The sequence below is a fragment of the Streptomyces sp. CA-249302 genome, from assembly GCF_050936785.1.
GTDB lineage: Bacteria > Actinomycetota > Actinomycetes > Streptomycetales > Streptomycetaceae > Streptomyces.
The window spans coordinates 2590993-2610865 of the sequence record NZ_JBNJMG010000001.1; the positions used below are offsets into that span (position 1 = coordinate 2590993).

Sequence of the window (19873 nt, forward strand, 5' to 3'; positions counted from 1 at the left end):
AGCAGTGCTTACCACATCTGTCCGAGAGGTCGCCACCTGGCGCCGGGTTACCTTCGGTACCTTTTTTCACACCCCGTCGGCGACCTTCCGAAGCCCCGTCAGATCCGTGACGATGACGCGCCGGTGGTGGGCGTCCACGAGATTACGCAGTTCCCTCAGCGCCCGGTACGCCGTGCTCTCTGAGACCCCGATCAGCTCGCCCCATTCCATGTGTTTGAGGTCGACCGGAAGGATGATCTCGCGTCCGCGCACCGACTGCCCGAAGTCGTCGGCCATTTCGACCAGCACCCGGGCCAACCGCACGGTTGGAGACCGGTGATGGAAGTCGACCCGGCGCCGGGTGGCCGCCGTCAGCTTCCGGCTGACCGTCTCCTGAAGCCGCCGCAGCACCTCCGGATGCTCCTCCGCAACCGCATCGAACTCGGACCAGCCGAGCCGCATCGCGGTCACCGGCGCAACGCCACAAGCCCTGACCGACGCACTGCGCGGCGCCCCGCTCATCCCCGCAAGCTCACCCACCAGATCACCGCTCATACGTACGGCGACAAGCGTCCAGCCCCCATCTGCGAGGGCCGCGGTGACCTTGACATATGAGGCGACCAACAGAAAGACGTCAGAACTGATGTCCCCCTCCTCGATCAGCACCGCACCCGAGGCAAAGGAGACGAGCGACGCCCGCCCGGCGAGGGCAAGTTGCCCCACACGACTCAGGCCACCAAGGAAACTGTCGGCACGCCAGTTCGAGCAAGCCTCCCGCACCAGCCGCTCCGCCGCAGCCCGGTCCATGCGCACTCCGCCGCCCCCGAAGAGTGAGCCCGCCGACGGCCCGTCGTGCGGTCCTCAGCCCAATCGTTCCCGCAGGGAAGGGCACTTTCACGCCGAACCCAAGCAGGCCACGCACCCCCACACACCCGCAGTCGCGACACAACGGGAGCGGGTCGGGGCGGTACGGCGCAACCCGCCGCTTACGTGGCCCGTTGGGCTCGTTCCCCCCTCAAAACACAGCAGTACCGTCGGCGGCGGGTTCGCCGTACCGCCCCGACCCCGACCCACAACCCACCGTGCGGTCAACTACCTTGCTGCGACCGAGCCTTGAAGGCAGCCTTCCGGGCTTCCTTGGCGATCCGCTTGTCGGGATGCAGCCGCCCCATGGCCTCCAGCACATCCGCCGTAGCCGGATGCTCGACACGCCACGCAGCCGCGAAGAACCCCTGATGCTGCTGCGCCAGCCCCTCGACCAACTCCGTCAACTCCTCGGAGTTCCCCTCGGCGGCAAGCTGCGCGGCAACCGTGTCGACCGTGAGCCAGAAGATCATCGCCTCCGAAGGCGGCGGCACGTCAACGGCCCCCCGCTCGGCCAGCCACACCCGAGCAAGCCCGCCCAACTCAGGATCACCAAGCACGTCCCGCAACGCAGGCTCGGCCTCCCCACCGAGCAACGACAGCGCCTGCTGACACCGCAGCCGCCGCAGCGGCGCACCGACGTCGCCGCCCTTGGCCGCCGCAAGCAACTCCCGCGCCGCAGCAAGGGGTTCACGCCGGTCCAGCCACATCTCGGTCTCGGCCTGCGCAGCCCGCCGCGGAAACGCAGCCGTCCCGTCGAGCAGCGCATCGGCTCCCTTGTCGGCAAGGTCCCCCACGGCGGGCGCCGTCAGCCCGGCCTCCAGCAACCGAGCCCGCAGCCCGTAAAGCCCCAACGGCGTAAGCCGCACCATCCCGTAGCGCGTCACGTCAGTGTCATCGACCGGCGCCGCGGGCTCCTCGTCACCGTCCGCCATCAGCGCCTCGTCAACAGGCTGATACTCGACCAGCCCCACCGGCTCCAGCAGCCGGAACTGATCGTCCAGCTTCATCATCGCGTCGGAGACCTGCTCCAGGACGTCGTTGGTGGGCTCCCCCATGTCCGACGGAACGATCATCGAGGCGGCGAGCGCGGGCAACGGCACAGGCGCCTCACCGGGCCCGTCCTCGCTGACGGTCAACAAGTACAGGTTCCCGAGCACCCCGTCGAGAAAGTCGGCCTCCGCCCCCGGATCCCACTCGAGCCGGGAGAAGTCGATCTCGCCGCCCTCGTCCAGGGCGTCGTCCAGCCCCTCGATGTCCGGCACACTCACGTCGGCGAGCACCGTCTCCAGCGCCCCCTGCCACACCGCGAGCACGTCGTGCGGCGTACCACCGGTCAGCAGCGCGAGGTCCTCCCCCGCCGCGACCGTCCCCTCGTCCTCGTCGACGACCTCCACCAGACCCGCGTCCACGGCCACCCGCCAGGCCTCGCTCGCCTGCGCCTCGGCGTCCACCCCGGCCAGCCCCAGCACCTCGGCGGCAGCCGGCAGCTGCTCGTCGACGAGCCCCGCCCCCGCGTCGACCCGGGTGTCCGGCCCGGCCCAGCGGGCGAGCCGCGCGGCCCGGGCGAGCAGCGGTGTGGACAGCGCGTCCCGCGCCAGCTCCGCTTCGGTGTGCAGCCGCACCGGCGGCAGGGGGGAGCTGTCTGACATCGGTTGATTCTCCTAGGGCGGCTCAGGGACCGTACGACCACCTGGACGCCGTACGACTCAATCGCTCAGCGTAGACGGATTTCGCCCCATGCCGCCCGGTTCATCTCCCGGCCGGTGTCCGTACATGGCCGAAACCTTGACAACTGGCCTGACCAGGCTGGAGATTGACGCGCGTAGAAACCGGCAGGGCAAACCGTCCACTCCGTATCTACGCGCGTCACAGCCCACCGCACCACCCTCGTCCCGGCGCCCACGCACGTCCCCGGAGGGATCCCTTGCCGAGCAAGAAGTCCGCGCGCCTCGCCGCGCTCACCGTCGCCGCCGTCTGTTCCGCGGCGTCCGCCGTAGCCCTGACCTCGCCCGCGCACGCGGACTCCGTGCGCATCCATGACATCCAGGGCACCACGCGTATATCCCCGTACGCCGGCCAGAAGGTCGCCGACGTGGCCGGAATCGTCACCGCCACGCGCACGTACGGCTCCTCCAGAGGTTTCTGGATGCAGGATCCGACCCCGGACGACGACCCGGCCACCAGTGAGGGCGTGTTCGTCTTCACCAGCTCCACCCCGAAGGCCGCCGTCGGCGACTCCGTCACGGTCACCGGCACGGTCTCCGAGTACGTCCCGGGCGGCGCCTCGACCGGCAACCAGTCGCTGACGGAGATCACCAAGCCGACCGTCACCACCGTCTCCACGGGCAACGCGGTCCCGGCCCCGACGGTGATCGACGCGAAGTCGGTGCCCAGCCAGTACACCCCGGCGGGCGACCCGACCGCGAGCAACTCGATCAACGGTCTGACCCTGGACCCGTCGAAGTACGCCCTGGACTACTACGAGTCCCTGGAGGGCATGAACGTCCGGGTCGAGGACGCCCGCGTGGTCACCGCGACCGACCCGTACAGCGAGCTGTGGGTCACGGTGAAGCCGCACGAGAACCGCACCCGCCGCGGCGGCAGCCTCTACGGCTCCTACGAGTCCCAGAACACCGGCCGCCTCCAGATCCAGTCGCTCGGCGCGACCGCCGACTTCCCGGTGGCGAACGTCGGCGACACCCTGACCGGCAGCACGACCGGCCCGCTGGACTACAACCAGTACGGCGGCTACACCCTGGTCGCGAGCGAGCTCGGCACGCTGAAGAGCGCGGGCCTGGAGCGCGAGACGACGCAGAAACAAGCCCGCGGCGAACTGGCGGTCGCGACGTACAACGTCGAGAACCTCGACCCCTCCGACACCACCTTCGCCGCGCACGCCGCCGCGATCGTGAACAACCTCCAGTCGCCCGACATCGTGTCCCTGGAGGAGATCCAGGACAACAACGGCGCGACGGACGACGGCACGGTCGCCGCGGACGTGACGGTGAACAAGCTGATCGACGCGATCGTCGCGGCGGGTGGCCCGAAGTACGACTGGCGCTCCATCACCCCGACGAACGACACCGACGGCGGCGAGCCGGGCGGCAACATCCGCCAGGTGTTCCTGTTCAACCCGGAGCGGGTGTCCTTCACGGACCGCGCGGGCGGCGACGCGACCACCGCGGTCGGCGTCACCAAGACCCACGGCAAGGCCCAGCTGACGGCCTCCCCCGGCCGCATCGACCCGACGAACTCCGCCTGGGCGAGCAGCCGCAAGCCGCTGGTCGGCGAGTTCGTCTTCCGCGGCCGGACCGTGTTCGTGATCGCCAACCACCTCAACTCCAAGGGTGGCGACCAGGGTCTGACCTCGCAGTACCAGCCGGTGGTGCGCAGCTCGGAGACCCAGCGCCACGCGCAGGCGACGCTGGTCAACGCGTTCGTCAAGAGCATCCTCGACGTCCAGAAGAACGCGGACGTCATCGCGCTCGGCGACATGAACGACTTCGACTTCTCCGACACCGCGAAGATCCTGGAGGGTGACGGCGAGCTCTGGTCGGCGATCAAGTCGCTGCCGAAGAGCGAGCGTTACACCTACGACTACCAGGGCAACCAGCAGGTCCTGGACCAGATCCTGATCAGCCCGTCGATCCGGCGCGGCTGCGACTTCGAGTACGACAGCGTGCACGTCAACTCGGAGTTCCACGACCAGATCAGCGACCACGACCCGCAGGTGCTGCGGTTCCGCCCGTAGCGGAGCCGCTCAGGACTGGCTGAACACGCCGTTCAGCCAGTCCTGCCAGGCGAGTTCGTTCGCCTTGGCGTCCGCGTCCGGCGCGAAGTCGTGGATGCTGATACCGACCGGGGCGCCCCAGTGGTCGCGTCCGAAGAAGCGGATGAGGGCGCCGTCGGTCCGCAGCCCGATGAAGTACGGGTTCCGGTAGTCGAGTACGGCGTCGAAGGCGCCCGGCCCCCGCACGGCCACCCTCGCACCCTGGACGTCGTCGCTCCCCAACCCGAGCGCGGACGCCACGGCACCGAAGGCGCCGGCGGCCTGCGAGGCCTCGGGCCCCTGGAGCTGGGCGAAGACGACCGGCCGGGGCGCGAAGTGCGTGAGGTACTCGCGCAGGGTGTGCAGATAGAAGTCGGTGTGCTTGGCCGCACCGTCGTACTGGTTGTCCCAGTCGTCGGTGAAGATGCCGCTGTGCACATAGCGCACCCAGGCGCGCTTGCCGCCGTCGCGCGGCTCGATGGTGTGGTCGAGCTGGTTGGCGCTCTGGGTGGGGAAGCCGACGTCGTCGCTGCGGACGGTGAGGTGGTGCGGCGGGTCGTAGACGGTGACCGTCGAGCCGAAGGCGGCCTTGCCGCCCACCCGCGGCTCGGGCGGGTCCATCGGCCAGAGGTAGGCCCCGCTCGCGTTGGTGATCGCCTCCCACACCTCTTCCGGCGTGGCGTCGACCTCGAACTCGCTGACGATCTCGAATTCCTTGGACATGGTGTGCTCCTGGCTATTCCAACTCGGTCTGTTTCAGCGTGGGATGGACGGCGACGACGATCCGGTGATCGCGTCCCTCCGCGACGTCCGGGGCGTCGTACTTCTGGATCAGCGCGGTGACCCCGGCCGTCAACTCCTGGATGAACGCGGCCCGTTCGGCGGCGGAGGCGAACCGCACCTCGCCGTCCAGGGCGTAAGTGGCCAGCCCTTTGCGGGCCTTGGCCGCGCCGGTGATCAGTGAGCCCACGTCCCGCACCAGCCGCGCGCCGAGGGCGAGCAGCCAGCGGGCGGACAGCTGGTCCCGGAAACGGTCCGGGTCCGGCTGTACAGCGGCGAGTGCGAGCGGGGAGATGACGTACGACGCCGCCGTCGCCCGCATCAGCCGCTCGGTGACGTTGCCCTTGCGGCGCTCACCGGCCAGCTCGACCAGGCCGTGCCGCTCCAGCGCCTTCAGGTGGTAGTTCACCTTCTGCCGCGGCAGCCCGACCTTGCCGGCCAGCATCGCCGCCGACGCGGGTCCGTCCGCCAGCTCGGCGAGCAGCCGGGCCCTTATGGGGTCCAGGGAGACGGCGGCGGCCTCGGGGTCCTCGATCACGGTCACGTCCAACATGTGTCCACCGTCCCACCGAAAACTTTTTTTGTCCAGACGGGCAGAGTTTTCGGTGGGTCGGCGTGGCGGACGGGACGGCGTGGTCGGTAGGACCGCGTAGTCACAGAGGCTCGCGCTAGCCCTGCCCGCCGCCCGCTCCGGGCTCGCGCAGCCGGGCCAGCTGGGTCTGGAACCAGTCGAGGCGGGCCTGCAACAGGGCGGCCTCCGCGGCCAGTTCGGGTACGCCGAGATCGTCGGGGCCCGCGCCGAGGTCGGCGACCCGGCGCGCGCCCGCACTTCCGGCGACGACCCGCAGCCCCTCGCCGGCCAGCCGCGCGAACGCCGCCAGAGACACGGACGTACGACCGCGGACACAGCCCGCGCAGGACGGTGCGAGGGCGCGCCAGCCGGGGCGGCCCCACTCCGCGTCGGCCAGGGCGGCGGCCACGGTTCCGCAGGCGCAGGGGCCGACCGTCGCCGTGCGGACCCGCTGACGGGCGTAGCGGAAGCCGCGTTCGAAGCGGATGAAACGGCCGAGGACGGAGACCTCCAGCAGGACCGCGGCCCGGTGCTCGGCCGTGCACAGCAGTGCCTCGGCCGCCGTACGGTCGTGCACACAGTGGAAGCCGCAGTCGCAGCGGCGGTGCGGTGACCGGTGGCGCAGGCCGTAGACGCAGGACGCGTCGGCCAGGACGCCGTACGGCAGCGCGCCGCCGAGCGACACTCCGGTGAACCCGGCCCGGGTGCCGTCCTGGGACAGCAGCGGGTGGGCGATCTTGTATCCGGTCGGCGGCTCCGTCGGGCGTTCCTCCGGAAGCCGCAGTCTCATCGGGCCGCCGGGACCTCTTCGGGTGCCGTCAACTTCTGCGACTCCTCGGGGAGTTCGAGTTCGAGGTCGGGTTCTTCGACATGGGCCTGCGGCCGCTCTTCCGCGACTCCAGTGGCGAGTGCCTTGCCGAGCTTCATGACGCCTCCCGGGAACAGGGGACAAATCACCGTCCCAGCCATGGTGGACCATGAGCGCCGCATTTGACATAGGGCCACCGATGAACAGGTCCGGCACCGAATTACGTAGTATTTCTTCGCGATATCTCGTAGAAGAATTAAGTGGAGCTTCACTGTCGGGCGGCCGAGACTACTCCCATGACGACTGCCGCCCCCTTCGGCCGGGCCCTCTGCGCCATGATCACGCCCTTCACCGAGGCGGGCGAGCTCGACCTCGACGGCGCCCAGCGGCTCGCCGACCGGCTGGTCTCGGAGGGCTGCGACGGGCTGGTGCTGTCCGGGACGACCGGCGAGTCGCCGACCACCTCGGACGCCGAGAAGGCCGCGCTCGTCGGGGCGGTACGGGAGGCGGTGGGCGAGCGGGCCTCGGTCGTGGCGGGGGTCGGGACCTTCGACACCCGGCACACCGTGCAGCTCGCGCTGGAGGCCGAAAAGGCGGGCGCGGACGGGGTGTTGGTGGTCAGCCCGTACTACAGCAGGCCTCCGCAGGACGCGTTGGAGGAGCACTTCAGGACGGTCGCGGACGCGTCGGGGCTGCCGGTCGTGCTGTACGACATCCCGGGGCGCACGGGCACCCGGATCGAGCCGGAGACCCTGCTCCGGCTCGCCGAGCATCCCCGGATCGTGGCGGTGAAGGACTGCTCGTACGACTTCCTGGGCGCCCAGAAGGTGCTGGGGCGAAGTGAGTTGGCGTATTACGCGGGGTGCGACGAGCACAATCTGGCGCTGTACGCGGTGGGTGGGGCCGGGTATGTGAGTACGGTCGCGAACGTCGTGCCGGGTCGACTGCGGGCGGTCCTCGACGCGTTCGACGCGGGGGACACGGCGGGGGCGGCCCGGCTGCAGCAACAGGCCGTCCCCTTGATCGAGTTGATGATGTCGGCCGGACTTCCCGGCACGGTCACCGCGAAGGCGCTCCTCAACGAACTCGGCCTGCCCGCGGGCCCGGTGCGCGCGCCGCTGCGGCCCGCCGGCCGGGAGGTGGTCGACGGGCTGCTCGCGGAGTACGAGCGGCTGGTCTGATCAGGGCCGGGCGAAGACCGGCACCCACCCCTGGCTCTGGCCGTACGGCTCCACGACCCCGCTCAGCGGGACGACCTTGTCGCTGCCGATCGTGACCAGGAACAGGCGGGCCCGGAACGGCTCGTCCAGGCTCGTGACCCGTTCCCAGGCGATCAGCCGGTGATCGTCGACCCAGGCGAGGAGTTCACCCCCGCGCACCTTGGTGATCTCCTTGCCGGTGCGCGGATCGCGGATCGAGGAGTACGACTTTCCCGGCTTGATCTCCTTGGCCAGGCCCAGGGCGGCGAGCCTGCCGTTCGGGGACAGCCTCGCCTGGACGTCGGCACGCAGGTACTTCTCGTCCGCGGGCGCGGCGATCGTGTTGCCGTCGAGGTCGTAGAACCGCTGCGTGCCGTGGCCGGAGTCGGGGATCTGCGCGTACACCGCGTCGCCGGTGCGGCTGAAGGAGAAGTCACGGCGACCGGTGGAGTTCCGGTCGGCCGCGACCCCGCTCCAGGGGCCGCCCTGTCCCGAGTGCACGTCCAGGACGTAGAAGCCGGTCCGGCTCACGTCGTCGAGGACGTTGAATCCACCGGTGCCCTTGTCTCCTTCACCTACACGCAGCAGATCGGGGTTCTTGTCGTACGTCGTCGCCACGAGTCGGCGGCCGTCCTCCGAGAACGCGAGCCCGGCGACCTCCCGGTCCACCTGGATCCACCGCTCGACCTCCCCCGTCGCGAGGTCGAGCAGGCCGATCCGGTGCGCCGGGAGGGTTCGCTCCAGGACCGCGGCGGTGCGCAGACCGGGAGCGACGGCCACGTCGGACCACCTCGGGTCCTTCGTGTAGTGGCCGGTCTTGGGGTTGAGCAGCCAGTACGTGCGTTCCGCCAGGTCCCAGCCGGCGGACTGCCTGTGGACCTTCAGGGTGTAGTAGGCGGCGAGGGTTGCTTCGCCCGACCCGATCTCCTTGCCGGGCGGCCACTGGTGAGTGTCGGTGCGGACTCCGTCCGTCTGGACGACGCGCGCGGGGCGGGCGTCGTGGCGGTCCGGGTCCAGCAGCGGCACCCCTACCGTGACAGCCACCGCGGCGGTCGTGGCGACGGCCGCCGCGACGAGCTTCCGGGTGCGGCGGCGTCGGCGGACGCTCAGTACTCGGTCGGCGAGCTCCGGTGCCACGGACGGTTCTTCGGCCGCCAGCTCGCGCAGGGAGTCGCGTACCAGGTCCTCGACGTTCACGGTCGTACCTCCACGGGCGAGTAGTCGCGTGACGGCAGCTGCGGTTCGTTCCCGGCCGGGTCGAGTGCGGTCAGTTCGGGGGCGAGGGTGCGCAGGCGGGCGAGTGAGCGGTGGGTGGTGGAGCGGACGGTGCCCACTGAGCAACCGAGGATGCGGGCCACGTCGGCCTCCGGGAGGTCCTCGAAGTAGCGGAGGACCAGTACGGTGCGCTGGCGGGCGGTGAGACGGGAGAGCGCGCCTCGCATCAGCAGCCGCAGGTCGGTGGCGGACGAGGCGTCCGGGCCGGCGGTGTCCGGTGGCTCCGCGACGGTCAGTTCGCGTCTGCGCCACTTCAGGCGCCAGCGGCTGATCTGCTGCCGGTAGAGGATCTGCCGTACGTACGCCTCCGGCTCGTCGATACGGTGCCAGCGGCCGGCCGCCTTGATCAGCGCGTTCTGCAGCAGGTCCTCGGCTGCGTGCCGGTCGCCGCCGCTGAGCAGCACCGCGGTCTTCAGCAGCGCGGACGATCTGTGCGCCACGAACTCGCGGAAGCTGTCCTGTGCTTCGGCGTCCATCGTCACCACGCTCTCCCCCGGGCGGGCTGGGTCTCCGCCTCTTCTGTTTCTGTTCCTTGTGACGCTTGTGGGTGGGTGCTGCTATGCCGGTGCCTCGGAAGATATTCGGGTGGGTACGGGGGGCTGCTGTCGTACGTTGTGGGGGTGAGCCGCCCTTTGCTGTTCCTCGATGTGGACGGTCCGTTGAATCCGTACGCCGCCAAGCCCGAGCGGCGGCCCGAGGGGTATACGACGATCCGGGTGGCCTTGCAGCCCGGGCGGCCGTTGCGGGTGTGGCTGAATCCGTCGCACGGGGCCGCGTTGCTCGGGCTGGGGTATGAGCTGTGCTGGGCCACGACCTGGATGGACGCGGCGAATCGGTGGATCGGGCCGGTGATCGGGCTGCCTGAGCTGCCGTATGTCGACTTCGGGGCGAGGTTGTTCGCGTTTCGGGCGGACGGGGTCCACTGGAAGACCGAGGCGATCGTGGCGTATGCCGGGGGGCGGGCGTTCGCTTGGGTGGATGACGAGCAGAGTGCGGCGGACGAGGCGTTTGTGGGCGCGAACCACTCCGGGCCGGCTCTTCTTCACCACGTCAGCCCGCGACTCGGGCTGCGCGAGGGCGACTTCACTGCTCTGTCGGAGTTCGCGGCAGCTCTGCGTACGTGAACGGGCGCCCTTCCGAGGTGTGTCGGAAGGGCGCCCGCTGAAGCCCCGCTCAGTTGTGGCTGTGCAGGATCTCGTTCAGGCCGCCCCACACCGCGTTGTTCGGGCGGGCCTCCACCGTGCCCGTCACCGAGTTGCGGCGGAAGAGGATGTTGGAGGCGCCGGAGAGTTCGCGGGCCTTGACGATCTGGCCGTCGGGCATCGTCACTCGGGTGCCTGCGGTGACGTAGAGGCCGGCCTCGACCACGCACTCGTCGCCGAGCGCGATGCCCACGCCCGCCTCGGCGCCGATCAGGCAGCGCTCGCCGATCGCGATGATCACGTTGCCGCCGCCGGAGAGGGTGCCCATGGTGGAGGCGCCGCCGCCGATGTCGGAGCCGTCGCCGACGATGACGCCGGCGCTGATACGGCCCTCGACCATCGAGGTGCCGAGCGTGCCGGCGTTGAAGTTCACGAAGCCCTCGTGCATGACCGTGGTGCCCTCGGCCAGGTGCGCGCCGAGGCGGACGCGGTCGGCGTCGGCGATGCGGACGCCCTTGGGGGCGACGTAGTCGGTCATCCTCGGGAACTTGTCGATGGACGTGACCTGGAGGTGCAGGCCCTCGGCGCGGGCGTTGAGGCGGACCTTCTCGATGTCGTCGATCGCGACGGGGCCGAGGGAGGTCCAGGCGACGTTGGCGAGGAGGCCGAAGATGCCGTCCAGGCTCTGGCCGTGCGGCCTGACGAGGCGGTGGGAGAGGAGGTGGAGGCGGAGGTAGGCGTCGTGCGTGTCCACCGGCTTCTCGTCGAGGGTGGAGATGACCGTGCGGACCGCGACCACCTCGACGCCGCGGCGGGCGTCCGGGCCGATCGCCTTGGCGGCGCCCTCGCCGAGCAGTTCGACGGCCTGCTCGCCGGACAGCCGCTCGGTGCCGGACGGGCCGGGCTGTTCGGCGAGCTCGGGCGCGGGGAACCAGGTGTCGAGGACGGTGCCGTCGGCGGCGATCGTGGCGAGGCCGGTGGCCACGGCGCCGGTGGTACGAGGAGCAGTCGTGTCGGTCATGAGGGCAACCTAACCGGACGGGGGGTGTGGAGGCTAACCGGTCGGGGTGGTGTCTCAGGGGGCGGGCGGGTGGTCGGTCGCCGGGGGTGCGTGGTGGGTCGGGGTCGGGGCGGTACGGCGAACCCGCCGCCGACGGTACTGCTGTGGGTCAAGGGGGGAACGAGCCCAATTAGCCACGTAAGCGGCGGGTTGCGCCGTACCGCCCCGACCCGCTCCGGCGCGAGAGCGGCTGCGGGTGCGTGGGGCGGCCCGGCCCGCTCCCGGTGCGTTCGCGGCTGCGGGTGCGGGCCGACAGGAGTACGGCTGCCCCGGCCAGTGCGCCCAGGGTTGCGCAGAGTGGCCAGAGGGTGGTGGGGGCCGCCTCGTAGAGGGCTCCGCCCAAGGGGGCCGACAGTACGACTCCGCTGATCGATGCCCCCGCGTAGAGGGACTGGAAGCGGCCCTGGGCGTGGTCCGGCGCCTGATCGGCCACGTAAGCGGTCGCCGTGGTCTTGTACAGCGCCTCCCCCGTCGTCAGCAACCCCATCATGACCGCGGCCGTACCGACCCCGGCCCCCAGCAACAGCACTCCGTACCCGCCGCCCACCAGCAGCAGCCCCACGCCCACTATTCGCAACGGCGAGCGGCGGCGCAGCGCCAGCGCCAGCGGCAGTTCCAGACACAGCAGCACGCCCCCGTTGATCGACAGCAGCGCCCCGTACACGCGTGCGTCCATGCCGTGGTCCGCGAGGAAGACCGGAAACGTGGAGTACTGCTGGCGGTAGACCACGTCGATCACCACGATCGCCGGCAACAGCACCAGTACCGCGGGCCGTTCCCGGAGCGCCGTCCACACGCCCCCACGCCCGCCCTGCTCCGGCGAGCCCGCCTGCCGTCCGGCCCCACGGGACGGCACCACCCGTGCCGTCCACCAGGCCAGCGCCACACTCCCGAGCCCCTCCGCCACGTACAGCCAGTCGTACGAGTACCGGGTGGCGACCAGTGCTCCGAGGATCGGGCCGAGGGTGAAGCCGCCGTTGGATGCCGATCGCATCAGCGCGAACGCCTGGCGTCGTGAGCCCCCGGGGACGATGGTCGCCACCAGCGCGGAGGACGAGGCGCGTTGGGTGCCCGAGGTGTACTGGGCGAGTGGTAGTGCGGCGAACAGGGCGGTGGTGGGGAGGTACGGGACCGCCAGGAGGGTGAGGCCCGAGAGGGCTGCGGAGGTGAGCAGTACGCGGCGGTGGCCGAAGTGGTCTCCGTACCAGCCGCCCGTGAAGTTGCCGGCCACCAGGCCGAGGCCTGCCACGCCGCTGAGAACGCCCGCCTCACCTGCGCCGAGCCCTCGCGGGCCCGTCAGGTACAGGAACGTGAACGCGAAGCTCACGCTCACGACCATGTTCACGAAGGTGCCGCCGGCCAGCAGCCAGACCGGTCGCGGTATCTCTCGTAGCCCTCGACCTCGCAATTTCGCCCCCGCGAGATGGTGAGTTCCCTTTGGGAACTTACTATGGGGGCATGGCAGCTTCAGGTCAACGACGGATGGTGCTGCGCTGACGGGAAGGGACGGGACAGCTATGGCCCGCAGGACGAGTCTTGAGGACGCCACCTGTGCCATCGCCCAGGCCCTGGACGTCGTGGGCGACTGGTGGACCCTGTTGATCGTGCGGGACGCGGCTCGGGGGTGCATCGCTTCGACGAGTTGCAGGGTGAACTCGGGGTTTCCAGGAAGGTGTTGGCCGAGCGGTTGCGGCTGCTGGTGGAGGCTGACGTACTCGTCCGGGTGCCTTATCAGGAGCGGCCGGTGCGGTACGAGTACCGGCTCACCCCTCGTGGTCACGCCCTGCTGCCCGTGCTCGTCGCCCTTCAGGACTGGGGCGATTCCTGGGTGTTGGGGGATGGGGGTACGACGGCCACCGCGGCCGAGGCCTCGGTGGAGGCCCGGCGGGTGCACGAGTTGGTGGGGGTGAAGGTGCCGGAGATTCAACTGCTTGATGATCGGGGGGAGTTGCGGGATCCGATCGATCAGCTTGTGCCGTTCACCGTTCTGTACTGCTTTCCCGGTGCCTATGCCCGTGCCGAGTCGTATCCGCCTGGGTGGGGGGACATTCCCGGTGCGCCTGGGTGCACCCTGGAGTCCTGTACCTATCGGGATCGGTTGGACGAGTTCAGGGGTGTCGGTGCCGCCGTGCGGGGGGTCTCCACTCAACGGCCTGATGAGCAGCGGGCGTTCGCGGAGAAGGAGGGGTTGCGGTTTCCGTTGTTGTCGGATGCCGAGCTTTCGTTCATCGCCGCGTTGCGGCTGCCGACCTTTCGGGCGGCGGGGGCCAGTCGGCTGAAGCGGCTCACGCTCGTGGTGGATCGGGAGCGGGTGGTGCGGGAGGTGCAGTATCCGGTGACCGATGTCGCGGGGAGTGTGGGTGCCGTGCTTGACACGGTTGTGCGTCTTGGGGCGGTGTAGGGCGCTTGCCCGGGCGGCCCGTACTCCCCTCGTGGTGCGGGCCGCCCGGGGCGTCAGCCGCGGTCGCCGGGGGCGTTCACGACCGAGGTCGAGACCGTGATGCTGCCGGTCGCGATCTTGTTGCCGTCCAGCAGGCGCATGCCGAAGACCCGGTACGTCTGCGGGTCGATCAGCCACTGTTCCCGCATGGCGGATCCGTTCGGGGTGCTGCCGGCGCGGTCGTAGGTGAGGGCGATCGCCCGGCGGCCGGCGCCGGTGTCGACCAGGTGGTCGGTGAGTTTGCCGCCGGGGACGGTTGCCAGGGCCCGGTAGAGCGAGGCCAGGGCCTTTGCCGGCATCACGTCGGCTCGCAGGAGGACGGTGATCTCGGCGTAGTCGTTGCGGGACTGGGAGGCGCCCTTGTCGTCCGCGATCGCGTTCTGCTCGCGGAGTGCCTTCAGTGTTCCTTCGGCGGTGGAAGGGAGGGCGGCCAGGGTGCGGTACATCTCGCGCGGTGAACGGTCGTCGCCTTCCGCGCCGTTCTCCAGGTGCATCTCGGTGACCTGGAGCTTGAGCTTCTCGCCCTTGGTGTCCAGGTTCCAGCCCGCCTGCGCGGTGCCGTCGTAGCGGAGCCAGCTCTCCTGCGGGCCCGTCATCAGCTTCAGGGCGCCCTTCGGGAGGTTCTTGTACTGGTCCGCCTTCGGGTCCTTCACCGGCTCCTCGATTGTCTTGGTGTAGATCCACTGCTTCGCCGTGGGGACGGCGGCGTCCGGTTGCTTCTCGACCTCGTCGGCCAGGCGGTTCAGGAGGTCGCTCGCGCTCACTCCCTTGAGGTGCACGCCCGGTGTCGTGGCCGGCTGGACCTTGCGGTCGCCGCCGCTGCCGCCCAGCAGGAGGGAGACGGTCACGGCCACCGCGGTGACCGCCGCCACCACACCGCCGACGATCACGAACTGGCGGCGGCGCCACAGCGCCCGGTGGCGTTCGTCGGCCCGGGCCGCCTCCAGCAGCCTTGTCCGGCCGGGCGCGAGGCGGGCTCGGTCGGGGGTCGGTGCGTCGGCGCGCAGTTCGCGCACCCTGGTCAGCTCGTCCATCGCTACGCCACCTCCGCCGCGTCGTTCACGAATGCGGGGTCGGCCCCAAGTGCCGTACGCACCTTGCGCCTTGCCCGGTTGAGCCGGGAGCGGACCGTGCCGACCGGGATGTCCAGGGCCTCGGCGACCTCCTGGTAGGTCAGTTCGGCCCAGGCGACCAGCAGCAGGACGTGCCGGTCGCCCGCCGAGAGCGCCGCGAGGGCGCCGGCCAGCGGGCCCTGTGCGGCGATCCGGCTGTCGGTGTCCTCGACCCAGGAGGCCGCCACCGGGTCGTGGCCGGTGCGGGCCAGCGCTCTGAGCGCCCGCACCTCGGTGCGGCGCTGCTTGCCGATGAGGTTGCCCGCGATGCCGTAGAGCCAGGGGCGGGCGTTGGGGCGGGTGAGGTCGTAGCGGGAGCGGATGCGGAAGGCCGTGAGGAAGGTGTCCGCCGTGATGTCGTCGGCGGTGCCGTCGCCGAGGCGCCTGGTCGCGTAGCGGTGGATGTCGGGCGCGTAGCGGTCGTAGAGCCGGGCGAACAGCTCCGGCTGGTCCAGGGACTGGGCGACGATCTGCGCGTCGTCCTCCGTCCCTGCCGTGGTCGGCGGTGGTCCGCTCACCGGGCTCCCCCTGATTCGTCGGTGCGTGCGTGTCACCTCCTGTTCCCCGGTGGGGGCGGATGGTTCACGCTCGGGGGTCAGGAAATCAGGCGGGCCAGGGTGGCGCGGGCGAACCCTTCGTCGTACGGGGTTCCGGTGAGCAGGACCTGGAGGCAGATGCCGTCGAGGAGGGCGACGAGGGCGCGGGCGGTGGTCGGGTCGGTGCGGGTGGTGAGGCGGGCGGTCAGGTCCTCGGCCCATTCGGCGGCGACCGGGCGCAGGGCGGGGCGGCGGACCGCGGCCAGGTAGAGCTCGTACTCCAGTTCCACGCCGGTGCGGTCGCCGGAGAGCCACTCGCCGAGGATCCGTGCGAGCTCCGTCGCCAGGTCGCTCTCCGGGTCCGACAGGGCCGCGTGCGCCGCGACCACCTTGGCGAAGCCCTCGTTGGCCTGGCGCAGGGCGGCGACCATCAGCTCGTCCAGGGTGCTGAAGTGGTACGTCGTCGAGCCGAGCGGTACGTCCGCCTCGGCGGCGACCGTGCGGTGGCTCAGACCGGCCAGGCCCTTCTCCCCCACCACCCGGATCGCCGCGTCGATGATGCGCTGGCGGCGGTCGGGGTCGTAGCGGCGGGGCATCAGTGCGCGCCGCCGAGGTTCAGCACCACCACGCCGACGATGATCAGGGCCATGCCGGCGATCTTGGCCGCGCTCAGCCCCTCGCCGAAGAAGAGCAGGCCGATGGTGGCGATGGCCGCGGTGCCGATGCCGGACCAGATGGCGTACGCCGTGCCCACCGAGATCGTCTTCAGCGTCTGGGCGAGCAGGAAGAAGGAGACGACGTAGCCGAAGACGGTGAGCAGCGTCGGCACCAGCCGGCTGAAGCCCTCGCTGTACTTCATGGCGGTCGTCGCGCCCACCTCGGCGGCGATGGCCGTGCCGAGCAAGAGGTATCCCATGTGTACGAGCGTACACAACGAAGCGTACGGGTGTACACATGGATGCCGGGGGGCGTGGCGGCGGCTTGGGTCAGGGGCGGAACTCGGAGGTGGTGGGGGTGTGCGGGCGGGCCGCCAGCGGACCCGGTTCGCGCATCCGCGCCAGGCGGTCGAGCATGCGGCGTTTGGCGTGGGCGGCTCGGCGCAGGGTCGAGACGCGGCGGTAGCGGAGGAGCTCGGCGGGGTCGGGGCGGACGGCGCCGCTGAGCTCGTAGCCGTTGCGGAGGAGGCGATCGCCCAATACCGCTTCGCAGAGGCGGATCTGATCCGGCGTCAGGCGTTGCGGCCAGCTGCCCGCGCGGGAGGCGTCCAGGGTGCCGTGGGTGCGGCGGTGCCAGGTCTTGCGGGCGGGCACCGCCGTGCCGGCCAGCCGGTGCGGCTCGGTCATCTCGGGGGCGTACTCCTCACCCAAGTAGGCACACAGCTCGCGGAGTTGGGGTTCCGGGTCGGTCAGCAGATCCTCGTAGCGCAGCTCGTGCCAGCTGCCGGGGCCGAGGGTGCGGGCGTAGCGGCGGGTCACGTCCATCACCTGGGCCCAGGTGGCGACCGCCTCGTGGAAGCCGCGGTGCCACCAGGGCATACCGAGCAGCGAGGCGACGCAGTCGCGGCCGTCCCGCACGAGGTGCACGAACTGGGCGGTCGGGAAGAGCCGCAGGATCTCCTCGACGTGCAGCGCGTACGCCGGCCGCTTGTCGCCCCAGCGGACCTTGCCGTGGCTCTCGGCGTACGACCTGAGCGCGATCCCGAGTGCGGAGCCGAGCGTCGGCGGCCCGTCCGTGATCCGCTCGGCGACGCGGCCGGCGTCCAGGCCCAGCTCGTGGAAGCGGGTCTCCTTGCGGCCGGTGATCCAGGCGGCGAGACCGGCCCGGTTGCCCTCCTCGCGCAGGTCGCCGAAACGGAGGCGGTCCTCGTAGGCGGGCAGCACGAAGCGGGTCTCGGGCGGGAGGGCGATGCGCGGGTGGGCGTGCAGCATCAGCTGGAGCAGGGTGGTGCCGGAGCGGGGGCAGCCGAGGACGAACACGGGGCGGACGGGGGTCGGCGCGGGGGTGAGTGCAGAGGTAGCCACACTCCGCGAGGCTGCCGCCGGGCGATGAGCCGACGCTGGGAAGGCCCTGAGAAGGGGATGTGAACTCCCGTACGACCCAGAGGTTCAATTTTCATGGAAACCGCTCGCTGAAACACCTCCCGGCACTCCCCCGGCTCCACTAGTGTTTCACCGCTCACTCACCTCACCCTCACACCCCCGGCCGCCGCCCTGGGCGCCGCTGGAGGAACAGCGCATGCCAGAAACCACGCCCCAGCCTCCGCAGCAGCCCTGGGAGAACGGCTGGGCCCCCGACACCTCGCGAGCCCCCGGCACCCGAAGACTCTGGCTGGCCGGCGGGCTGGCCATCGCCACGGTCATCACGTGCATCACCTCAATTGCCGTGATGGACAATGATTCTGACGAGACGTCACGCACCAAGGCGGATCCGTCCGGTGGCGCGACGGTCCCGGGGTTGATCTCCTTCGCGACGCCCTCCACCGGCGGGGCGACGACGCCGGCGGCCGGGAAGAGCGGCTTGTCGTCGGGCGAGCCCAGCTCCTCCGCGACCCCGCAGGAGAACGGCTCAGCGTCCGCGGCGGCAGGCTCGAACCCCTCCAAGTCCCCGACCTCGCACGCGAGTTCAACATCCAAACCGAAGCCCTCGGTCACCTGGCGCTCGGTCCGTTCGGTCAACTACCCCGACCGCTACTGGCACGTGAGCGGCGGCTACGTGAAGCTCGACCCGGTCGCCGGCTCGGAATCCCGCGAGGACTCCACCTTCAAACTGGTCAAGGGCCTGGCGAACTCCTCCTGTTACTCCTTCGCCACCAAGGACGGCCGCTATCTCCGCCACCGCAACTTCCTCCTGCGCGCCGACTCCAACGACGGTTCCAACCTCTTCAAACAGGACGCCACCTTCTGCGCCCGCACGTCGTCGATCTCCGGCGCGATCATGCTGGAGTCGGTGAACTATCCGGGGCGGTATCTGCGCCACCAGAACTTCCAACTGAAGCTGGATCCTTACCAGTACAGCGACTTGTACCGGAAGGATTCGGCGTTCCGGCTGGTGGCCGGGCTGAGCGGCTAGGAAGCACCGCGGAAGGCCGTGAGGGATTCCTTGGGGCGGAGTACGCAGAACTCGTTGCCCTCGGGGTCCGCGAGCACCACCCAGCTCGCGCTCTCGGACTGGCCGTTGTCGGCATGCCGGGCACCCAGCGCGAGGATGCGCTCGACCTCGGCTGCCTGGTCGTCCGGGGCCAGGTCGAAGTGGAGGCGGTTCTTGACGGTCTTCGGGTCGCTCACCGGCATGAAGCAGATACCGGTGGGGGCGAACTCGTCGGGCCCGATGACGACTTCACGCGGTTTCTCCGACAGCACCTTCCAGTCGAGGACCCCGCACCAGAAACGCGCGAGCCCCGGCAGGTCGTGTGCGTCGACGACGATGTGATGCAGCGAGACGGCCATACCCAGAAGGTATGGCCGTCTCGCAGGGTGTCGCAGATGTTTTCCGCGTCCCCCGGTCGTCCCGGTCGTCCCGGTCGTCCCGGTCAGTCGTCTCAGACGTTGAACCCCAGCGCCCGCAGCTGCTCCCGGCCGTCGTCCGTGATCTTGTCCGGGCCCCACGGCGGCATCCAGACCCAGTTGATGCGCAGTTCGTTGACGAGGCCGTCCGTGGCGGACTTGGCCTGGTCCTCGATGACGTCGGTGAGCGGGCAGGCCGCGGACGTCAGGGTCATGTCGATCGTCGCGATGTTCGCGTCGTCGATGTGGATGCCGTAGATCAGGCCCAGGTTGACGACGTCGATGCCGAGTTCGGGGTCGACGACGTCGTACAGCGCCTCGCGGAGTTCCTCCTCCGAGGCCGGCTTCATCTCAACGGTCTCGCTCATGCCGTCTTCCTTTCGGCGTCGGCGCCACCCAGTGCCTGGGCCGTCGCGTCCTTCCACGCCATCCAGCTGAGGAGGGCGCACTTGACCCGGGCCGGGTACTTGGAGACACCGGCGAACGCGACCGCGTCCTCCAGCACCTCCTCCATCGCGTCGTCCGGTTCGATCCGGCCCTTCGACTGCATCAGCTCCAGGAAGGTCTCCTGGATCTTCTGCGCGTCGGAGAGGTCCTTGCCGACGAGGAGCTCGTTGAGGACGGAGGCCGAGGCCTGGCTGATGCTGCAGCCCTGGCCCTCGTACGAGACGTCCTCGATCCTCGTGCCGTCGTACTTCACACGGAGGGTGATCTCGTCGCCGCAGGTCGGGTTGACGTGGTGCACCTCGGCGTCGCCATCCCGCAAGCCCCGCCCGTGCGGGTTCTTGTAGTGGTCCAGGATGACTTCCTGGTACATCGAGTCCAGCTTCAC

22 protein-coding genes and 1 pseudogene are annotated in these 19873 nt (G+C 70.2%); 5 read left to right on the forward strand and 18 right to left on the reverse strand.

Annotated features, from left to right (window positions below; translation table 11 throughout):
• Positions 1-66: 66 nt before the first annotated feature.
• On the reverse strand, positions 67-786 hold the full coding sequence (locus tag ACQEWB_RS11680; RefSeq protein ID WP_432829825.1) for a Crp/Fnr family transcriptional regulator: 720 nt from the start codon (positions 784-786) through the stop codon (positions 67-69).
• A gap of 281 nt (positions 787-1067) precedes the next feature.
• Positions 1068-2495: a hypothetical protein gene (locus ACQEWB_RS11685; protein WP_432829827.1), complete on the reverse strand. Its 1428-nt coding sequence runs from the start codon at positions 2493-2495 to the stop codon at positions 1068-1070.
• 275 nt (positions 2496-2770) lie between these two features.
• Between ACQEWB_RS11685 and ACQEWB_RS11690 the strand changes: the two genes are divergently transcribed.
• Positions 2771-4597 (forward strand): endonuclease/exonuclease/phosphatase family protein, encoded by a 1827-nt coding sequence (locus ACQEWB_RS11690; protein ID WP_432829829.1) that lies wholly within the window; start codon positions 2771-2773, stop codon positions 4595-4597.
• A gap of 9 nt (positions 4598-4606) precedes the next feature.
• On the opposite strand, the gene ACQEWB_RS11695 is transcribed toward ACQEWB_RS11690, so the two are convergent.
• From ACQEWB_RS11695 to ACQEWB_RS11710, 4 genes are all read right to left on the reverse strand, one after another.
• Entirely contained in the window at positions 4607-5338 is a 732-nt protein-coding gene (locus tag ACQEWB_RS11695; RefSeq protein ID WP_432829831.1) for an SRPBCC family protein, read from the reverse strand.
• Positions 5339-5351: 13 nt separating this feature from the next.
• Entirely contained in the window at positions 5352-5948 is a 597-nt protein-coding gene (locus ACQEWB_RS11700) for an ArsR/SmtB family transcription factor (RefSeq protein WP_432829833.1), read from the reverse strand.
• A 115-nt stretch (positions 5949-6063) separates the two neighbouring features.
• Positions 6064-6756, reverse strand: a complete 693-nt coding sequence (locus ACQEWB_RS11705; protein ID WP_432829835.1) for a hypothetical protein — start codon at positions 6754-6756, stop codon at positions 6064-6066.
• Entirely contained in the window at positions 6753-6893 is a 141-nt protein-coding gene (locus tag ACQEWB_RS11710; protein WP_432829837.1) for a hypothetical protein, read from the reverse strand. Before ACQEWB_RS11710 ends, ACQEWB_RS11705 begins: the two co-directional genes overlap by 4 nt.
• A gap of 177 nt (positions 6894-7070) precedes the next feature.
• On the opposite strand from ACQEWB_RS11710, the gene dapA reads away from it, so the two are divergent.
• Positions 7071-7955, forward strand: coding sequence for a 4-hydroxy-tetrahydrodipicolinate synthase (gene dapA, locus ACQEWB_RS11715; RefSeq protein WP_432829839.1), 885 nt, complete (start codon positions 7071-7073; stop codon positions 7953-7955).
• On the opposite strand, the gene ACQEWB_RS11720 is transcribed toward dapA, so the two are convergent.
• On the reverse strand, positions 7956-9170 hold the full coding sequence (locus ACQEWB_RS11720) for a WD40 repeat domain-containing protein (RefSeq protein ID WP_432829841.1): 1215 nt from the start codon (positions 9168-9170) through the stop codon (positions 7956-7958).
• Positions 9167-9724 (reverse strand): SigE family RNA polymerase sigma factor, encoded by a 558-nt coding sequence (locus ACQEWB_RS11725; RefSeq protein ID WP_432829842.1) that lies wholly within the window; start codon positions 9722-9724, stop codon positions 9167-9169. Before ACQEWB_RS11725 ends, ACQEWB_RS11720 begins: the two co-directional genes overlap by 4 nt.
• Before the next feature lie 144 nt (positions 9725-9868).
• On the opposite strand from ACQEWB_RS11725, the gene ACQEWB_RS11730 reads away from it, so the two are divergent.
• Positions 9869-10372, forward strand: coding sequence for a hypothetical protein (locus tag ACQEWB_RS11730; RefSeq protein ID WP_432829844.1), 504 nt, complete (start codon positions 9869-9871; stop codon positions 10370-10372).
• A 49-nt stretch (positions 10373-10421) separates the two neighbouring features.
• Here the strand turns inward: ACQEWB_RS11730 and dapD are convergent, their stop codons facing one another.
• Both dapD and ACQEWB_RS11740 read right to left on the reverse strand, forming a co-directional pair.
• On the reverse strand, positions 10422-11411 hold the full coding sequence (dapD, locus tag ACQEWB_RS11735; protein WP_432829846.1) for a 2,3,4,5-tetrahydropyridine-2,6-dicarboxylate N-succinyltransferase: 990 nt from the start codon (positions 11409-11411) through the stop codon (positions 10422-10424).
• Between the two features lie 169 nt (positions 11412-11580).
• Complete coding sequence (locus ACQEWB_RS11740; protein WP_432829848.1) at positions 11581-12789, reverse strand: MFS transporter; 1209 nt, start codon at positions 12787-12789, stop codon at positions 11581-11583.
• Between the two features lie 178 nt (positions 12790-12967).
• Between ACQEWB_RS11740 and ACQEWB_RS11745 the strand changes: the two are divergent.
• Positions 12968-13851: pseudogene (locus ACQEWB_RS11745) on the forward strand (winged helix-turn-helix transcriptional regulator).
• A gap of 53 nt (positions 13852-13904) precedes the next feature.
• Here ACQEWB_RS11745 and ACQEWB_RS11750 read toward each other — a convergent pair.
• From ACQEWB_RS11750 to ACQEWB_RS11770, 5 genes are all read right to left on the reverse strand, one after another.
• Complete coding sequence (locus tag ACQEWB_RS11750; RefSeq protein ID WP_432829850.1) at positions 13905-14924, reverse strand: CU044_5270 family protein; 1020 nt, start codon at positions 14922-14924, stop codon at positions 13905-13907.
• Positions 14925-14926: 2 nt separating this feature from the next.
• Complete coding sequence (locus tag ACQEWB_RS11755) at positions 14927-15520, reverse strand: RNA polymerase sigma factor (RefSeq protein ID WP_432829852.1); 594 nt, start codon at positions 15518-15520, stop codon at positions 14927-14929.
• 77 nt (positions 15521-15597) lie between these two features.
• Positions 15598-16134, reverse strand: coding sequence for a TetR/AcrR family transcriptional regulator (locus ACQEWB_RS11760; protein ID WP_432829854.1), 537 nt, complete (start codon positions 16132-16134; stop codon positions 15598-15600).
• Positions 16134-16454 (reverse strand): DMT family transporter, encoded by a 321-nt coding sequence (locus tag ACQEWB_RS11765; protein WP_432829856.1) that lies wholly within the window; start codon positions 16452-16454, stop codon positions 16134-16136. The genes ACQEWB_RS11760 and ACQEWB_RS11765 overlap by 1 nt, the downstream gene beginning before the upstream one ends.
• Before the next feature lie 70 nt (positions 16455-16524).
• Positions 16525-17559, reverse strand: a complete 1035-nt coding sequence (locus tag ACQEWB_RS11770) for a sulfotransferase family protein (RefSeq protein ID WP_432829858.1) — start codon at positions 17557-17559, stop codon at positions 16525-16527.
• A gap of 214 nt (positions 17560-17773) precedes the next feature.
• On the opposite strand from ACQEWB_RS11770, the gene ACQEWB_RS11775 reads away from it, so the two are divergent.
• Positions 17774-18607 (forward strand): AbfB domain-containing protein, encoded by an 834-nt coding sequence (locus ACQEWB_RS11775; RefSeq protein ID WP_432829860.1) that lies wholly within the window; start codon positions 17774-17776, stop codon positions 18605-18607.
• On the opposite strand, the gene ACQEWB_RS11780 is transcribed toward ACQEWB_RS11775, so the two are convergent.
• From ACQEWB_RS11780 to sufU, 3 genes are all read right to left on the reverse strand, one after another.
• Positions 18604-18984 (reverse strand): VOC family protein, encoded by a 381-nt coding sequence (locus ACQEWB_RS11780; protein ID WP_432829862.1) that lies wholly within the window; start codon positions 18982-18984, stop codon positions 18604-18606. The two genes, ACQEWB_RS11775 and ACQEWB_RS11780, sit on opposite strands and share 4 nt — an antisense overlap.
• 92 nt (positions 18985-19076) lie before the next feature.
• Positions 19077-19409, reverse strand: a complete 333-nt coding sequence (locus tag ACQEWB_RS11785) for a metal-sulfur cluster assembly factor (RefSeq protein ID WP_037743875.1) — start codon at positions 19407-19409, stop codon at positions 19077-19079.
• On the reverse strand, positions 19406-19873 hold the full coding sequence (sufU, locus tag ACQEWB_RS11790) for a Fe-S cluster assembly sulfur transfer protein SufU (protein ID WP_432829865.1): 468 nt from the start codon (positions 19871-19873) through the stop codon (positions 19406-19408). Before sufU ends, ACQEWB_RS11785 begins: the two co-directional genes overlap by 4 nt.

Coding starts and splice junctions, on each gene's coding strand:
- ACQEWB_RS11680 (WP_432829825.1), bottom strand. CDS start 786: ATGGACCGGGCTGCGGCGGAGCGGCTGGTGCGGGAGGCTTGCTCGAAC.
- ACQEWB_RS11685 (WP_432829827.1), bottom strand. CDS start 2,495: ATGTCAGACAGCTCCCCCCTGCCGCCGGTGCGGCTGCACACCGAAGCG.
- ACQEWB_RS11695 (WP_432829831.1), bottom strand. CDS start 5,338: ATGTCCAAGGAATTCGAGATCGTCAGCGAGTTCGAGGTCGACGCCACG.
- ACQEWB_RS11700 (WP_432829833.1), bottom strand. CDS start 5,948: ATGTTGGACGTGACCGTGATCGAGGACCCCGAGGCCGCCGCCGTCTCC.
- ACQEWB_RS11705 (WP_432829835.1), bottom strand. CDS start 6,756: ATGAGACTGCGGCTTCCGGAGGAACGCCCGACGGAGCCGCCGACCGGA.
- ACQEWB_RS11710 (WP_432829837.1), bottom strand. CDS start 6,893: ATGAAGCTCGGCAAGGCACTCGCCACTGGAGTCGCGGAAGAGCGGCCG.
- dapA (WP_432829839.1), top strand. CDS start 7,071: ATGACGACTGCCGCCCCCTTCGGCCGGGCCCTCTGCGCCATGATCACG.
- ACQEWB_RS11725 (WP_432829842.1), bottom strand. CDS start 9,724: ATGGACGCCGAAGCACAGGACAGCTTCCGCGAGTTCGTGGCGCACAGA.
- dapD (WP_432829846.1), bottom strand. CDS start 11,411: ATGACCGACACGACTGCTCCTCGTACCACCGGCGCCGTGGCCACCGGC.
- ACQEWB_RS11740 (WP_432829848.1), bottom strand. CDS start 12,789: ATGGTCGTGAGCGTGAGCTTCGCGTTCACGTTCCTGTACCTGACGGGC.
- ACQEWB_RS11750 (WP_432829850.1), bottom strand. CDS start 14,924: ATGGACGAGCTGACCAGGGTGCGCGAACTGCGCGCCGACGCACCGACC.
- ACQEWB_RS11760 (WP_432829854.1), bottom strand. CDS start 16,134: ATGCCCCGCCGCTACGACCCCGACCGCCGCCAGCGCATCATCGACGCG.
- ACQEWB_RS11765 (WP_432829856.1), bottom strand. CDS start 16,454: ATGGGATACCTCTTGCTCGGCACGGCCATCGCCGCCGAGGTGGGCGCG.
- ACQEWB_RS11775 (WP_432829860.1), top strand. CDS start 17,774: ATGCCAGAAACCACGCCCCAGCCTCCGCAGCAGCCCTGGGAGAACGGC.
- ACQEWB_RS11780 (WP_432829862.1), bottom strand. CDS start 18,984: ATGGCCGTCTCGCTGCATCACATCGTCGTCGACGCACACGACCTGCCG.
- ACQEWB_RS11785 (WP_037743875.1), bottom strand. CDS start 19,409: ATGAGCGAGACCGTTGAGATGAAGCCGGCCTCGGAGGAGGAACTCCGC.